Source organism: Segatella copri (genome assembly GCF_009494395.1).
Lineage (GTDB): Bacteria > Bacteroidota > Bacteroidia > Bacteroidales > Bacteroidaceae > Prevotella.
This window is the reverse complement of record NZ_VZCB01000060.1, coordinates 1-16,329: the sequence shown is the minus strand read 5'-3', so window position 1 is coordinate 16,329 and position 16,329 is coordinate 1. Positions and strand designations below refer to the sequence as shown.

Annotated in this window: 11 protein-coding genes and 1 pseudogene; 8 read left to right on the top strand and 4 right to left on the bottom strand. The window is 44.9% G+C overall.

Translation table 11 applies throughout. The features are described 5' to 3' along the window. Window positions 1-128: 128 nt before the first annotated feature. From F7D73_RS07960 to F7D73_RS07950, 3 genes are all read right to left on the bottom strand, one after another. Window positions 129-2,804, bottom strand: a complete 2,676-nt coding sequence (locus F7D73_RS07960; RefSeq protein WP_153123683.1) for a 4-alpha-glucanotransferase — start codon at window positions 2,802-2,804, stop codon at window positions 129-131. 132 nt (window positions 2,805-2,936) lie between these two features. Beyond that, window positions 2,937-4,298, bottom strand: coding sequence for an MFS transporter (locus F7D73_RS07955; RefSeq protein ID WP_153123681.1), 1,362 nt, complete (start codon window positions 4,296-4,298; stop codon window positions 2,937-2,939). Window positions 4,299-4,317: 19 nt separating this feature from the next. Next, window positions 4,318-5,343 (bottom strand): LacI family DNA-binding transcriptional regulator, encoded by a 1,026-nt coding sequence (locus tag F7D73_RS07950; protein ID WP_153123679.1) that lies wholly within the window; start codon window positions 5,341-5,343, stop codon window positions 4,318-4,320. A gap of 310 nt (window positions 5,344-5,653) precedes the next feature. On the opposite strand from F7D73_RS07950, the gene F7D73_RS07945 reads away from it, so the two are divergent. The 7 genes from F7D73_RS07945 to F7D73_RS07915 all read left to right on the top strand — a co-directional run bounded on the left by F7D73_RS07945 (window position 5,654) and on the right by F7D73_RS07915 (window position 14,352). Next, window positions 5,654-8,746: a SusC/RagA family TonB-linked outer membrane protein gene (locus F7D73_RS07945; protein WP_153123677.1), complete on the top strand. Its 3,093-nt coding sequence runs from the start codon at window positions 5,654-5,656 to the stop codon at window positions 8,744-8,746. A gap of 21 nt (window positions 8,747-8,767) precedes the next feature. Next, on the top strand, window positions 8,768-10,501 hold the full coding sequence (locus F7D73_RS07940) for a RagB/SusD family nutrient uptake outer membrane protein (protein WP_153123675.1): 1,734 nt from the start codon (window positions 8,768-8,770) through the stop codon (window positions 10,499-10,501). A gap of 31 nt (window positions 10,502-10,532) precedes the next feature. Next, entirely contained in the window at window positions 10,533-11,810 is a 1,278-nt protein-coding gene (locus tag F7D73_RS07935) for a SusE domain-containing protein (protein WP_153123673.1), read from the top strand. 22 nt (window positions 11,811-11,832) lie between these two features. Continuing rightward, window positions 11,833-13,230: an Outer membrane protein SusF domain-containing protein gene (locus F7D73_RS07930; protein ID WP_153123671.1), complete on the top strand. Its 1,398-nt coding sequence runs from the start codon at window positions 11,833-11,835 to the stop codon at window positions 13,228-13,230. Between the two features lie 173 nt (window positions 13,231-13,403). After that, complete coding sequence (locus F7D73_RS07925; protein ID WP_153123669.1) at window positions 13,404-13,610, top strand: hypothetical protein; 207 nt, start codon at window positions 13,404-13,406, stop codon at window positions 13,608-13,610. After that, window positions 13,607-13,882, top strand: coding sequence for a type II toxin-antitoxin system RelE/ParE family toxin (locus F7D73_RS07920; protein WP_153123667.1), 276 nt, complete (start codon window positions 13,607-13,609; stop codon window positions 13,880-13,882). Before F7D73_RS07925 ends, F7D73_RS07920 begins: the two co-directional genes overlap by 4 nt. Before the next feature lie 65 nt (window positions 13,883-13,947). Then, complete coding sequence (locus tag F7D73_RS07915; protein ID WP_228117667.1) at window positions 13,948-14,352, top strand: PD-(D/E)XK nuclease family transposase; 405 nt, start codon at window positions 13,948-13,950, stop codon at window positions 14,350-14,352. 624 nt (window positions 14,353-14,976) lie between these two features. Here the strand turns inward: F7D73_RS07915 and F7D73_RS07910 are convergent. After that, window positions 14,977-15,237: a hypothetical protein gene (locus F7D73_RS07910; RefSeq protein ID WP_153123663.1), complete on the bottom strand. Its 261-nt coding sequence runs from the start codon at window positions 15,235-15,237 to the stop codon at window positions 14,977-14,979. Window positions 15,238-16,196: 959 nt separating this feature from the next. On the opposite strand from F7D73_RS07910, the pseudogene F7D73_RS07905 reads away from it, so the two are divergent. Beyond that, window positions 16,197-16,329: pseudogene (locus tag F7D73_RS07905) on the top strand (site-specific integrase); the annotation flags it as partial.

The following is a 16,329-nucleotide window of genomic DNA, read 5'->3' as shown; positions in this document are numbered from 1 at the left end:
TACAAAAAACAAAAATACCCTCCACAAATTGGGAGGGTATTTTTCTGTATATCAAGGTGCAAACGTTTGCACGCACTTGCATCCTCTATTGCTTTTGCATTCGCTTTTGCTATTGTTTTTACAAAACCTTAGATTCTTCCACCTTGAGCTATCAGCTCGGTGATGTTCTCCATAAACTCCTTGCTGGCAGCCAATTCCTCCAGACTGAGGTGCATGCGATAGCGCCAGTAGTGCTTTGGATTGGCAGGAATGTTGATACGCTCGGCATCAGCATCCGGCAGACGGAGTCTCTCATCGATGGCGAGCCAATCCTGAACGCTCAATACACAGAGCATGGATGGAGAAGTCAAGTGGCGGGCAATGATATCTCTTGCCAACCAACCTGGGAGCGGATGAGGAGCTGGTCCTTCACGATAGAGCATCGTGTTGTAATACTCCTGGGTACGGGAGATGTTCTCATCCCACCACATACGCAAGGTTGGCATATCATGACTTGAGATAGTGCAGACTGAGCGGTATGGGTTGCGGCTCAGATGACCAAACTTAACCGTTGGATCCTTTGGCATGCTCTGGAGCTCCAGACTCAATATCTTCAACTCGTTCATTACCCATGGCACGCAATCTGGTACCATACCGAGGTCTTCGGCACAAACCAGCATGCGGGTAGCCTGAATCAACTTAGGCAACTTCTTCATTGCTTCGCCATACCAGAACTGGTTGTGGCGGCGGTAGAAGTAGTCATTGTAAAGACGGTTGAACACAACCTTATCACTATCATAGAGCGACTCGTAGATGAAGTCGAGCTGTGCAGAGATACGTGGATGGAAAAGCTCCGGATTCTTGCGGTCACGTACAAAGAGTACATCGCTGATCAGGGCATACAAGCCATCACGCAACCAGATTTCCTTCTCATCTGTTACATCAGCGAAGAGAGCTTCTACCTTGCGCTGGCTATCTACCTCTGGCTTCATCTGATAACGCTCATCGTCGATGCGGTCGAGATACTTCTCCTTCACCTCGTCAGCACGCTCATGGAACATGCGGTCCAATACCCAGTCGGTGATGAACGGACGGGTGAAGCGATCCTCCTGGAAGTTCAAGCCATAGCTCTGAATCTCCTCACGGGTCATGCCGATGGCTGGAGCAAACTGTCCGAGCAAACCATGTACGCTATCTACTGGAATTTCCCAAATACGGAAGAAGCCCAGCACGTGGTCAATGCGGTAAGCATCAAAGTACTTAGACATATTCTGGAATCTGCGGGTCCACCATTGGCAACCGTCCTTCAACATCTCATCCCAGTTGTAAGTAGGGAATCCCCAGTTCTGACCGTTCACAGAGAAGTCATCAGGTGGAGCACCTGCCTGACCGTTCAGGTTGAAGTACTTAGGCTCCATCCAGACATCACAACTGTGACGATGCACACCGATAGGAATATCACCCTTCAGGATGACCCCCTTAGCCTTGGCATGCTCGTGTGCCTCCTGCATCTGCTTGTTCAGAATGAACTGCACGAAGTAGAAGAACTCCACGTTCTTGTACGCCTCGGTTTCAGGGTTGGTCAAATCCTTGCGCTCAGCCTCATCCCAGACATTATGGTCTGGCCACTGAGTGAAGTCGGCAGTACCATTCTTGTCGCGCAGGTAAGAATACTGTGCGTAAGGCACGAGCCACTGTTGTGTTTCCAGAATGAAAGCCTTGAAATCGGCTCCCGACATTATCTTTTTACCTTCCTGTTCGAATATCTGGTGCAAGTAATTGATCTTGAAATCATTTACCTGTTCATAATCTATCTGGGACAAGCTGTTCAGCTGTTCACGTTTCTTCTCTGCCGCAGCACGAGCCTTGGCATCCTTCAACTCTGGAAGTGCATGAAGATCGGCATACATCGGATGGATGGCGAAGACGCTGATGCAGCTATATGGATAACTGTCCGTCCAGGTATGGGTGATGGTGGTATCATTGATTGGCAGAAGTTGAAGAACTTTCTGACCGGTAGATGCCACGAGATCAATCATGGTCTTGAGATCACCGAAATCGCCCACTCCGGCACTCTTCTCGCTGCGCAAGGAGAATACTGGCACCTGCGTTCCGGCAAGCTTGCGGTTGTAAAGGGCGAAGAATGCCTGGTCTAAATCATAGACTACGACTTCTCCTGCCTCCATCTCCGGCAAGTCTATGGTACGGTTCATTCCTGTCTCCCAAAGAACCTGTGACTTCTTCTTATCAACAGCCACAAACTTCAGTTCCAAATGAGAACTCTGCAACTGGGTAGCATCCAAATCTACCGCCCATTCATTATAGATATGCTGAGTCATTGGTACCACGTTCTGAAGCTTCCAGTTACCCAATACCTGACCTGCGCCCAACAATCCGAGACTCTCACCATCACGCAACTGAGGAGCACGAACGATGATACGGACTGTCTTAGCATAGTTGCATGGCTTCATCTCCTGAGGAGCCTGGTGGTTGATGCAGTCAGTAAAGGCACTACTATACAAGTAGGAATCCTGAGGTATCACCTTCCAGTGATCGTAGAGCGTATATTCCGCTGCCTTCTTCGCTGTCATATCCAGGCGATGCTTCACCAGAAGCCATTCAGTCTTCAGCACAACGCCCTCACGTACTACACTATAATAATAGGTGTAAGCCTGCTGAGTAGGTTCTACACACCAATCATACGACCAGCGCTCACCATCGAGCGTGGTCAAAGGAAACTTCACTTCCTCATTATCTTTCTGAATGTTGACGACAATCTGCTCGCCGAACATTGTCTTATACGAAATATGAAAATGTATAATCATAAGACCCAAAAAGGTTATTTTGTTATTATTTACGGTGCGAAATTAAGAAAAATATCCGTCATATTCAACTTTCATTTGCACAAAAGAACCCAAAAAACGATGCAAACGTTTGCATTGGTTTCGGTTTCACACCTATTTCTTTAACTCTTTTGCATTCTCTTTCTGATGGTCCTTGATGATACTAACCGATAAAGCTCCACAGATAAGCAAAATACCAGCCACAATCATCATATCGCTCTGATGAGAACCTACCAGACTCAAGACGCCACCACCACAGATGGCTGCTACAATCTGAGGAATACAGATGGTTCCATTGAACAAGCCCAGATAAGCACCCATGTGACCATAGCCCTGCAAGGCATTGGTAACGAAGGTGAAAGGCATTGCCAGCATGGCTGCCCAACCGGCACCAATCATCAGGAATGAGATAAACTGCAAGTACTGGTCGTGAAGGAACGGAATGAGAGCAAAGCCCACACCACCTATAATCAAGCTCACACTATAAGCCATCTTGGTATTCTTGAACTGAGGAAGAACCACAGCCCAAAGCACACTACCTACTGCCTGAACAGCGAAGAGAATACCTACCCAGTTACCAGCCTCCTGGAACTCAGCCGATTTAGGATCGGTAGTATTCCAAACTGTCTCGGCGATGGCACCGGTAGAATAGTTCCAGAGATAAAGGAAACCAGCCCAACAGAAGAACTGAACCAGTCCCACCTTCCAGAAGGTAGATGGAGCATTGCACAGCAAAGTAATCCAGTTAGCCTTGTCTTCAGGAGCCTCAGCATTAGAATTCTTCACTCTTCCCTCTTCACTCTTCACTTCATTATATTCCGCATACTGCTGAGGATTCCACTCTTTCACCTTCATCGTTGTATAGATGACGCAGAGAATGAGGATGGCAGCACCCACATAGAACGACCAGATAACAGAATCCGGCACTACGCCCTGTTCAGCTACATTCTTGATTCCCAGGAAGGTAAAGAGGAATGGGAAGATATATCCAGCCACAGAGCCGGCATTGCAGAGGAAACTCTGGATAGAATAAGCCTTTGCCTTCTGCTTCTCGTTCACCATGTCGCCCACCAGCATTTTGAATGGCTGCATCGCCATATTGATACTCGTATCCAGGAACATCAGGGCAATCAGTCCGAAGAGCATCGCTCCACTCACGGTCAAGCCCAGCGAACCGGCATTCGGCAGCAGGCACATCACGAGGACGGCTATCGTGGCTCCCACGAAGAGATAAGGGATGCGGCGACCGAATCGGCACCAGGTCTTATCGCTCAGTGTTCCTACGATAGGCTGTACCAGGATTCCCATCAATGGAGGGAGAATCCAGAAATAACTCAAGTTGTGTGGGTCAGCACCCAACGTTGCAAAGATTCGGGAGATATTGGCGCTCTGAAGGGCGTAGGCAATCTGTACCCCGAAGAATCCGAAACTCAAATTCCAGAGCTTCCAGAAACTTAAATCAGGTTTTTGTGTCATATTGTTATACTTTGAATTTTTATCTGGTAGTTCCTCTTACCACGAGTCGGGTTCTCACAACCCTTTTCTCTACATCATCTTTCGGGATGGAGCCTTCCACCTGCCCGATAAGGATATTTGCCGCTTCTTCTCCTACAGCCACACCTCTCTGTTCCACAGTGGTAAGCATCGGATCACTCGCCTTGGCACGGTCACCATTGGTAAAGCCACAGATGCTGATATCATCCGGCACACAGAATCCCATACGCTTAGCGGTATAGAGGATGCCGATTGCGGTATCATCGTTGATGGCAAAGAAAGCATCAGGAACATCATCCTGCTCCAGGATTTCCGGTGTGATAGCCTCAGCCTGCGCACGGTTGTCGCAAACCTTCACCCAATTTGGATTTTCCGTCAATCCATGCTTCACGAGGGCATCATGATAACCATTATACCGGTTCTTGGAAATCTCCATATTCATCGGCGAACCATAGAAGGCAATCTTCTTACAGCCCGTATCAATGAGATGAGTCACTGCGGTGAAGGCGCCCATGTAGTCATCCACCACCACTCTGGAGCAGTTGACGCCCGTACATATTCTATCATAGAAGACCAGCGGCACGCCATTGTTCATCAACTTCTCGAAGTGAGCATACTGCTTGGTGTCCTTTGCCTGCGAAACGATGATGCCGCACACCTTATTCTTATAGAAGTCATCGCAGATGGCAACCTCACGGTCATATCTTTCCCTGCTCTGTGCCACCATCACACGATAGCCTCTGGCTCTCGCTTCCTCCTCAATACCCGAAAGAACGGACATAAAATAATAATGTACCAACTCCGGAATGATAACTCCTATCACCTTCATCGGCTGCACCTTGCTATGTCGCAAAGCCTCTCCGATGACGTTGGGATAGAAATTATGTTCCCGCGCATACGCCTGTATACGCTCCTTCTGAGCAGCACTGATTCTAGGGCTGTCCTTCAAAGCTCTGCTCACCGTGGCGATACTTACCCCCAGGTCGCGAGCTATATCTTTCATTGTAATAATATTATTCTCGTTCATGATATCTTTCCTCACGCTGCAAAATTAGACAAATATCCGTTAAGTTGCATCATTTTCATTGATTTAAATCAAGCAAAAGGAATGCAAACGATTGCGCATAAGAAATAACGGAATTAACTAAAAAATAGTACATCGTATTGAAAAAGACCTTAATTTTGCACCCAGAAAGAATAAACAGCGCAACTCTTCGACCTATTTTTATATATAAAACGAGGCCAGAGACTAAAAACGTGATATTCATCACAAAACAAGCAGAATATTCATAAAGAATAAACAATAAATATAAACATAAACTTAAAAATCAGACAAAATGATGAAGCAGGTAAAATTTAAATTGCCTCTCAGAGCATTGACCCTCGCAAGTGGTCTGCTTCTGACAGCAAGTTCCTTTGCGCAGACTAATGCGATTAAGGGACACGTGAAGGATGCTTCCGGTGAGCCAATCATGGGTGCTACCATTACAGTGAACGGTAAGGCAGTAGGTATTACCGACATGGATGGTAACTTCTCTGTTGACGCAGCTCCAGGTTCTAACATTACTTTCACTTATCTGGGATTGACTCCACAGACAGTGAAGGCTGCCAACAACATGAACATCACCTTGCAGGATGACTCTAAGTCTTTGAACGAAGTCGTAGTCATCGGTTATGGTGTAGCAAAAAAGAACGACTTGACAGGTTCTGTTACTGCGATCAAGCCTGATGAGAAAAACCATGGTATCATTACTTCTGCACAGGATATGATCCAGGGTAAAATTGCTGGTGTAAATGTCAACTCATCAACGGGTGCTCCTGGTGATGGTGCACAGATTCGTATCCGTGGTGGTGCTTCTCTTACTGCGAGCAACAACCCATTGATTGTTATCGATGGTATGCCTATGGATAACAACAGCACAAAGGGTGTAAACAACCCTCTGTCTCTTGTCAACCCTAATGATATCGAGAGCTTTACCGTATTGAAGGATGCTTCAGCAACTGCCATCTACGGTTCACGCGGTTCCAATGGTGTCATCATCATTACAACCAAGAAGGGTCGCAGCGGCCAGAAGCCACAGGTTTCTTACAATGGTACACTTTCGGTAAGTACTGTTGCCAAGAAGATGGATGTGATGAATGCTTCTGAATATACAGACTTCATCAAGAACTATTATGGTGAAGATTCTTCTGCCTACAAAGGTTTAGGCTGGAAGAAGTTCAACGCAGATGGAACTCCAGATTATTCTGCCGGCACATACGATACCGACTGGCAGGACGAGATTTACCGTGCAGCTGTCAGCCATGAGCATAATGTCAGCTTGACAGGTGGAATCAGTAAGAATTCTTGGTCTATGCCTTATCGTGTCAGCGTTGGTTACACTGGTCAGGAAGGTATTCTGAAGGGTTCTGACTATAAGCGTGTTACTGCCGGTTTCAACATCAATCCATCATTGTTCGACAAGCACCTTAACATTAATGTCAACGGTAAGTATTCTTACTCAAAAACAAATCCAGGTGGACAGGATGCAGTAGGTGCAGCTATCAACATGGATCCTACCCGCCCAGTAAAGAGCAGTGACGAAACATTCAAGAACTGGGGTGGCTATTGGCAGTGGGCATTACCTACTACTTCATACGACCCTACATTCCCATATAACCGCAACGACGATGCTCCAACAAACCCTGTAGAAAAAGTTGAAAACTACGATTTCTACAAGAGTGCGCATATTCTCTTGGGTAATGTAGAGGCAGACTATAAGATACATGGTTTCGAAGACCTTCATCTTCACGCCAACATAGCTGGAGAATATAGCACTGGTGGAGAGTACAACACCAACAATCCACAATCTACATACGGATTCTACTATGGTGGCAACAGCGAAAATAAGGAGAAGAAGTATAACGTTGTAGCTACTGCCTATGCTCAGTACACCAAGGACTTCAACAAGGCTAACCACTTCGACATCATGGCTGGTTATGAGTATAGCCACATGAAATATTGGGGAGACCAGTGGAGCAAGTCTATGTATCCATCTACCTACGAAGGTAAGAACGACAAGGGCGAAGCTCTTGCAGGAACCGTGAAGTCTTACGATACAAGCAACTGGAAGGGACAGACTTACCTCGTGAGCTGGTATGGACGTGCCAACTATTCTCTGTTGGATCGTTACCTCCTTACATTCACTGCCCGTTATGATGGTTCAAGCCGCTTTGCAGACGGACACCGTTGGGGTTTCTTCCCATCAGCAGCCTTCGCATGGCGTATCAAAGACGAAAAATTCCTGAAAGATGTTGATGCTATCAGCGACTTGAAACTCCGACTTGGTTGGGGTAAGACCGGTCAGCAGGATACAGGTAAAGAGTACTACACCGCTACCTATAAGAAGAGTACAAGTAATCACTTCCTCTATCCAATCGGTGGTATTGCCAACAACCCAGGAACACTCTACCGTCCATTGGCATACAATGACGAATTGACTTGGGAGACGACTACTACATGGAACGTAGGTCTCGACTATGGTATGTTCGACCAGAGACTCACCATCAACCTTGATGGTTATATCCGCAAGACAACCGACTTGCTCAGCACAACAACCATCGCTGCAGGTCAGAACTTTGACAATGCGCTCTTGATGAATGCAGGTACATTGGAAAACAAGGGTTTTGAGGTAGCTATCACAGGTCGTCCTATCCAGACCAAGGACTGGTTTGTAGAATTGAGCGTCAACGCTGCTTACAACAAGAACGAGATTACCGAACTTGCTGGTGGTCGTGATATGATAGAGGCAGGTATGAAGGTAGGTCAGGATCAGGCTATCACCTATCATAAGGTAGGAAAGCCAGCCAACTCATTCTTGGTTTACCAGCAGGTTTACGATGAGAGCGGACGTCCAATCATGGGTTGCTACGTAGATCGTAATGGCGATGGTACAATTGACGAGAACGACAGATACTTCTATAAGAATATCGTGGCTCCTTGGACAGGCGGTTTCAGCTTCAAGGTTGCATACAAGAACTGGGATCTCGGCAGTAATTTCCGTGCAAGCTTCGGAAACTATCTCTACAATGGATACGCTGAGGGTGCAATAAATACGAAAGAAATTTGTAGTGCTAAGGGATATTACAAAAACAGCACAAAGGATATTGTAAATTTGGGCTGGACTTCATACAACTATCCTCTTACTGACTACTTCGTTCAGAATGGTAGCTTCTTGAAGTGCGACAACATCACACTGGGCTATAACTTCAACAATCTGCTGAAGGGTGGCAACTACAAGGGCATCTCTGGCCGTATCTACGCCTCATGCTCTAACGTATTTACTATCACCAAGTATAAAGGTATCGACCCTGAAGTAACATCAGGTAAGGACGACAACATCTATCCTCGTTGCCGCACATTCCTGCTCGGTCTGAACCTTAACTTCTAACATTTTAAAATAGATTTCGATATGAAACTCAATAAATTCAAAATAATTGCCCCAGCAGCAGCTCTTCTGCTTTCAGCAAGCTTGAGCTCTTGCATGGATGACTTGAACAAGGGAAACATTGACCCTACTGTTGATGCCAATCCTAATATTATGGGCTTATACAGCAAGTGCTATGCTGGTCTTATCATGGAGGGTAATGACGGTAATGCCGATTTCACTATCGACGACAATGGTAAGTCAACCCTTCTACGCAACCTGTTCAACTTCAACGAGGTACCTACCGACGAAGCTGTCTGCTGGTGGTCGGATGGCGGTATCGCAGATGTTGCCAATAATAAGTTAGATCCGGGTAATGCTACATTGAAGAACTTGTACTATCGTCTGATGTCGAACATCTCTTACGAGAATCATTTCTTGAGCCTCGATGCAGCCAAAGAGGATAAAACTAAGTATGCAGAGGTACGTGTACTTCGTGCCTACAGCTATTTCTTGATGCTCGACTTCTTCGGAGACCCGACATTCATTGACAAGATTTCTGCAGAGACACCGCGTCAGGCCCACGCTTACAACGAAAAGTTTGAAGAAGGCAAGAGCTACACTCGCGCAGAGCTTCTTCAGATGGGCCGTGAATTCCTGTTCAACTGGGTAAAGGACGAATTGCTGGCAGCAGAGCCAGACTTGCTGGCAGCAAAGCCTGAGACTGACAGCGACCCAGACTATGGCCGCATTGATAAAGGCACATGCTGGTTGCTCTTAAGCCGTCTGTACCTCAATGCTGGTACATACCTCAATAACGATGGTCAGAACAATCAATATTGGGATAAGGCACTCGAATATGCCGAGAAGGTTATCAATTCAGACTATAAGCTCTTCGATGACAGCAAGATGTCTAATGAGGCTAAGGCTAATGGCTACAAGCCATACGACCTGCTCTTCATGGGCGACAATGGATCGAATGGAGCAAGCTGCGAGGCTCTTCTCCCATTGATGCAAGATGGAGAAAAGACTCAGGGATGGGGTGGTTCTATGTTCTATGTAGCTGCTCTTTGGGATGCTACGATGCAGACTGTTACAGGTAAGGATGCTGCCACTACTGCCAACACATGGTCAGGTATGCGTGTTCGTCCACAATTCGTAGAGAAGTTCTTCACCGATCCAAAAGTTGTTGTAAACAAGTCAGCTTCCGAAATCCGTGCTATGAACGTTGACGACCGTGCTATCCTTTGGGGTAAAGGCAACAGTGACGGCGATCGTACTTTGGAGATTGGTGCTAACGATAAATTCATCAAGGGTATTGCAACACCAAAATGGAATAACAACTATTCTAATGGTGGTACTCCTCACGACAGCTATAATGTCGACATCGACTTCTTCCTCTTCCGTGTAGCTGAGGCTTACCTCAATGCAGCAGAGGCAGAGATGCACATCAATGGCGAGGGTTCGGCTAAGGCTAAGGGTTATATCGACGCTCTCCGCAATCGTGCCCACGCTGCCGTACGTCCTTCTTACACTCTTAACGATGTTCTTGACGAGCGTTCTCGCGAGCTTTATTGCGAGGGTCTGCGCCGTACCGATTTGATTCGTTTCAATCAGTTTGGTGGAACTCAGGCTACATACAAATGGGAGCTTAAGGGTGGAAGTACTAATGGTACAACCTTCACCAAGACCTATAATGTATATCCTCTCCCATCTTCAGAGGTTCGTTCTAACAAGAACTTGACACAGATTGATGGATACAACGAGGTTCAAAACTAAAGTATAAAAGAATTATAAAAGAAAACACAATATGAAGAATAAATATATAATTGGTGCTCTGCTTATCGGCATCATCAGCTTATTCGCTTCATGTTCGGATGACAACGACTCAAACCCTACGCTTATCCAGCCTAAGGAGTTCACGTTGAATACTCCAGAATATGCCAATGCGACGACTATTGATTTGGAAAAATCTACTGGTCTTGAGCTTACATGGTCACAGCCTAAGTACACAGCAGACAATGCCCCAATCAACGCAACTTACGAGGTACAGGTATCTCCAACCAACAGCTTCACAGTTTCTACTGATGAAGCTGCTGCAGACGAGAGTGGCGAAAAGGTGCCAGACTACGCTGTTCTTAGCAACACCACACAGAAATGTAATATTTCTGCCTCTGCAGAAGAAATGGACAAGGCATTGGTAAAGATACTTAAATGGACTGAAGGTAATGTTCCTGCCGAGCAGGAGATGTACGTTCGTGTTAACGCTTACATCCTTGAGGGCACAAACCACCTGAACCCTATCGCTTCAAACTCAGTAAAGCTTAACGTAAAGCCTTACTACATTGAATTGAAGGATGCTGTTCCAACAATGTGGTATCTTGTAGGTAACATGTTCGGCGCTAAGTGGGCAAACGACAAGAACATTGGAGTAGACGCACTTCCTATGTTCCTTAAGCCAAACTTCTCTTACGACAAGAAGACTGGTGCTGGTGAGATTGAATACACCAACTACTTCCTTACTGGCGATTACAACGACAAGGCCGAGTGCGACGGAGCTGGCTTCAAGATTCTGCCTTCAGACTTCAACTGGGATTACAGTATGAACGCCATACTCAATAACGAAATCAGCGCTAAAAAAGGCACAATAGAAAATCGTAATGGCGGTGCTGACGGTGGTCATATCGTTGCTTCTGAAGCCGGTTACTACACCATTACAATCAACACTGCTGACAATACAGCCAAGATGGAGAAGTACGAGGGTAATGTAACCAACTATGGTACTATCCAGATTGCAACCTCATTAGACGATTTCGCGAGCGACACTCCAATGCTTCCTTACAACACTGAGGGCGTTGAAAACCACGCTTGGTACTATGTGATGGAAGTTCCTGCCGGACAGACAGTAAGCTTCAAGTTCAAGATTGCTGGTTCTTGGGATACCAACTGGGGATATGGTGCAGCAGATGGCGCTATCAACATGTATGGTAAGTGCGAGGCTAATGGTCATAACATCGGTTTGGCAGAAGGTAAGTATGTCATCTCATTCAACGACATCACAGGTGCATTCAGCATCGTTAAATTGTAAATCACTTAAAGTATAGACAATTATGATTAAGAAAATATTATTGGGAATGACCCTGCTGATGTCTATGGTATCTTGTACCGAGGACTACACAGATTGGGGTAACCCACAGTCAAATCCTCAGGAGGAAGCTGTATCATTCGGCGACGGTAGCGTAACTCCAGTTGATGTCATCAACTTGGCTAACGTTAAGACAGAGAAGGTAAAAGTAGCGAGCATTGTTGCTCCTACTTCTTCCGACGCAGCTTATACACCTAATTATAAGATTAACTTCGACGGTCAGTCATTCGACATTGATGCTGATGGTAACATGGCTAAAGCTGACTTGGTAAATTACATCACCAATAAGTATGGCAAGCGTCCTAAAGAGCGCGACATCGATGCTACTCTTGACGCATGGCAAAGCAATGGCTCAACAGCCGTGAAGATGGTTACATCTGAAACATTCCAGGTTAAGGCTATTCCTGAGGCTCCATTCATCGATGCAGCTTACTACCTCGTAGGCGATATGTTTACTACAGATGACGTTAATGGCTGGACTAAGGGTGTTGCAAAGGCATTCAATCACAGCGAAAAGGATGTATATGATGATCCTATCTTCACCGTAAGCTTCGAGACAACAAAGGCAGACCAGTATTGGAAGATTATTCCTAAGAAAAATATTGATGCAGATGACCTCTGGGCTCCAGGTGTTGTAGGACCTAAGGTTGACGGCGACGACAGTATGACTGGTGCACTGACCAACGGTGAAGCTAAGGCAGGTAAGATTGCTAAGGCTGGTAAGTATAAGCTCACCATCAACATGATGGACTACTCTTATACCATAGAGGAGGTTAACTACGATCCATTCATCTACTTCATCGGTAGTACTGATGGTTGGAAATCCAATGATCAGAAGCTTGCTCTCGTAGACGATGCAAAGGGCGTATACACTGGTTATGTTTATTTGGCCGATCCTAACGCTGCTGGCTTTGAGTTCAAGTTCCAGCGCGCGCAAGGAAACTGGGACACCGCTATTGGTGCAGGTACATTTGTAAGCTTTGGTGGAGCTGCTATCGGTGTCGACAATGGCAACATCGGCGTAAATGCAGGCGAAGGTGTTTACTACATGGATGTTAATCTTTCAGAAGGCACTATCACAGCCACTAAGGTTGAAACCATGGGAATCATCGGTGGCTTCAACAATTGGGGTGGCGACGCAGTCATGACTTGGAATGCTAAAGAGTATTGCTTCGAAGCAACAAAAGTAGGTGTTACTGCCGATGGTTGGAAGTTCCGCATAAACGGTGGTTGGGACATCAACCTCGGTGGTAGTCTCAATAACTTGACAGCAGGTGGTGACAACATTGCTGTTGCTGGAAACACCATCAAGTTGTATCCTACAAGAAAGACATCTGACAACATCTACTGCACAGTAAAGTAAGCATTTGTTTCATCATAATAAATACTGCATAATCATAGGCGACTCTCGAATCCGGGAGCCGCCTATTTTTTCTTTATCACCCTCCCTACATTTTTCCCCCAAAAACTTGGAAGTTACGAGGAAAAGTCGTATCTTTGCGGCAGCATTAAAAATAACATTAAAAGTAAAGCAATATGGATGTAGCTATAAATAATATAACAACAACAATAACTGTTCCGCAAGTTGACTTCAACTTATTAAAGGAACTGGCAAAGAAGTTTGGCTGGGTTATTCAAACCGAAAAGAAAAGTGGCATTGAAGAAGCCCTAGAAGATGTTAAAGCTGGCAGAGTATATCATGCAAAAGATGCTCACGACTTAATCAAACAGTGCTTAGAATGAAATACTCTATTGACTTTACAAACAAATTTAAAAAGTCTCTGCGAAAAGGAGTGAAACGTGGTCTAGATCCAACCCTCATTGAAAAAGCCGTAGAGAAACTAGCCAAAGAGGGGAAACTGCCACCATCATATAAATCGCATAAACTTCATGGAAACCTAGAAGGTATCTGGGAGTGTCACATAACCCCAGATTGGTTGATGCTGTGGGAACAAAACAATGAAAAACTAACCTTGCTGTTTCTTAACAATGGAACCCATAGCGATTTGTTTTGACTATAATGTATTATTGTTGGCAAAATGCATATAAAAACATAGTATGGTAATTACTCCAACTGCCATTGTTTGACAAGCACACGGAGGCAGAGTGTATGGATATATTTGATTGTTGGATTTATATAGTGAAGAATATGAACATGTTTGAACAGATGCCATTCAGCGAGAAGTATCCAGTCTTCCGCAAATTGGCAGAGATAGGCGACCTCCGCAAGCTTTCCCGAGAGGAACTTGAGCTTTATGACGAGGACATCAAGAATATGCGTGATATATATGCCACCAGAAAGTTTGATGAGAAGAGAGGAATGGAAATAGGTATGGCAAAAGGAATGAAAAAAGGAATGGAAAAAGGAATGGCGAAAGAAAAGATAGCCACAGCTTACCGCCTTTTGTCAATGGGTCTTTCTGAAGCGCAAGTGGCAACGGCCACAGAGCTTCCACTGGAGGAAATTCAGAAAATGAAGGAATAAGAAGAGATTACCAGGCGGCTCTCGAACATATCGGGAGTCGCCTTTTTTGTATGCCTTTACGTTATGCAAATCGTATTAAGCCTTCTGCACGTTTTCAAGATTTTTATGATTATATTCTTTAACAGACAATGGGATGAATTTTTGCACTTGCTTGTTGAATTCGCATTCTTTGTCTTCTATGAAAGATGATGCATATATATATAATAATGTGATAACTTGTATCTTTTGGTGTAAAATATTAGGTTTATTTATACTTTGATATATGTCATGTGATTATACGACATTTGTCATCCGACCCTACGACAAGAGTCGTATAAACGCATGACAAATGTCACGCAATCGTAAGAAAGGCTTCCTTGCATCGTTATAATTGCTTCCTTGCATCGTATAAGTTGCGGCATTGTTATCATCCATCTCACCATAGCTAATTCTCAAGGCGAGGCATGTGATATGCTTGACAGTAATTCGGCGGTTGAACCGCCGAATTTATATCTTGCCGTAAAGAAGCTCCGCCAACGAAATTGACTCTTCCACCCAGTGAAGTCGTATCCTTCACCCAGCGCAACCGTATCCTTCGACTCAATGAAACGTATGAACTTGTGCAATGACGTAATTTTCATTTCCTCAGTTGGCTATGATTCCCCCTTTCACCAGCCACTTCGAAAAGAAGCGGTCGCTTACTAAATAACCGTTTGGGGTCTTGCTTACCAGCTGCTTATCCACCAATGCCTTTAATGCCGTCTTCACGCTGCTCGTGGCAGGAAGATGGTGGGTGCAGATAAACTGCTGGCTCAATGGCGAAGATACCAGGCTCTCACTAGCTATAGCCAGCAACAGCATCTGCTGGTTCTCCGTAAGCCAGGCACAATAATTCTGATAAGCCATCGTTCAATGTTGCCATATTATTGCTTTTATCTTATTGTTTTCGTTATACTTACAGCTATTGCGCTTTTTACGCAACGCAAATTACGCAATAAAAAACGAGATAGCCAAATGTTTTCTAGTTTTTTAATAATAATTATCTCCTAAAGCCGCCTCAAATGCACAGACAACGGAATAAGCAAACGTACTTCACACTACACTACAGCGGAAAGGTTAAGGCAGAAGCTGCTAACCCAGGGCATAAAAAATCTGTGTAAATCTGTGAAATCCGTGGGACATATAAAACTCCCACAGATTCCACAGATTCACACAGATTCATTATCTTTAACCCAAGTTTTACATAAACGAAAAATTATTTTTTATCAAATTAATGCCACATCTGCCACACTCACACTTAACTCATTGATTATAAACAAATAGCGTGTGGCAATAAGGGATTTTTTATTGCCACCTTATTGCCACTTATTGCCACACCCTGAACCTGATGCGAAAATTCTGATAAAATACTTTTTCCGAATGAGGCTTACCTGATGGTCACCAGGATGCTTCTGAAATTACGTCCCGACGTATCTTGTACTACGTCGGGATGCATCTTTTACTGCGTCGGGACGCATCCGATGCTACGTCGGGACGCAATTTCTACTGCATCGGGTGAGATTTCTACTGCATCGGGTGAGATTTTTCGGAAAAAGAATGACTAAAAAAGCAAAAAATAGCAGATTTGGGCTTTTGTTTTGAGTTTCAAGTGGTTGTGGCAGTTGTTGGCTTTAAGTGACGTTCGTGAGGAAATGCGAAAATGGCGGATTTGAGAAGTAGAAACGCTTTCAAGTCATTACCTCAAAGAAACGCTCTAATAAGCATTTTTAACGGCTTCGGTTTTTACTTCTCAATTCTGCACAGGTTGTGAATTTGCCATGCAACTCTCATGATTTAATTTTGCACAGAACAAAAAGCAAGGAATTATGAGAAGTACATTCAAGACAGTCTTCTATGTAAACGGAAGCAAGGAGAGAAACGGAATTGTCCCTATCATGGGACGTGTGACAATCAACGGAACTATCGCACAGTTCAGTTGCAAGCTGAGCGTGACCAAGG

What these genes read in the sequence shown, in the direction of transcription:
- F7D73_RS07960 (WP_153123683.1), bottom strand. Translation starts at nt 2,804, where the DNA reads ATGATTATACATTTTCATATTTCGTATAAGACAATGTTCGGCGAGCAG.
- F7D73_RS07930 (WP_153123671.1), top strand. Translation starts at nt 11,833, where the DNA reads ATGATTAAGAAAATATTATTGGGAATGACCCTGCTGATGTCTATGGTA.
- F7D73_RS07950 (WP_153123679.1), bottom strand. Translation starts at nt 5,343, where the DNA reads ATGAACGAGAATAATATTATTACAATGAAAGATATAGCTCGCGACCTG.
- F7D73_RS07925 (WP_153123669.1), top strand. Translation starts at nt 13,404, where the DNA reads ATGGATGTAGCTATAAATAATATAACAACAACAATAACTGTTCCGCAA.
- F7D73_RS07945 (WP_153123677.1), top strand. Translation starts at nt 5,654, where the DNA reads ATGATGAAGCAGGTAAAATTTAAATTGCCTCTCAGAGCATTGACCCTC.
- F7D73_RS07920 (WP_153123667.1), top strand. Translation starts at nt 13,607, where the DNA reads ATGAAATACTCTATTGACTTTACAAACAAATTTAAAAAGTCTCTGCGA.
- F7D73_RS07910 (WP_153123663.1), bottom strand. Translation starts at nt 15,237, where the DNA reads ATGGCTTATCAGAATTATTGTGCCTGGCTTACGGAGAACCAGCAGATG.
- F7D73_RS07955 (WP_153123681.1), bottom strand. Translation starts at nt 4,298, where the DNA reads ATGACACAAAAACCTGATTTAAGTTTCTGGAAGCTCTGGAATTTGAGT.
- F7D73_RS07935 (WP_153123673.1), top strand. Translation starts at nt 10,533, where the DNA reads ATGAAGAATAAATATATAATTGGTGCTCTGCTTATCGGCATCATCAGC.
- F7D73_RS07940 (WP_153123675.1), top strand. Translation starts at nt 8,768, where the DNA reads ATGAAACTCAATAAATTCAAAATAATTGCCCCAGCAGCAGCTCTTCTG.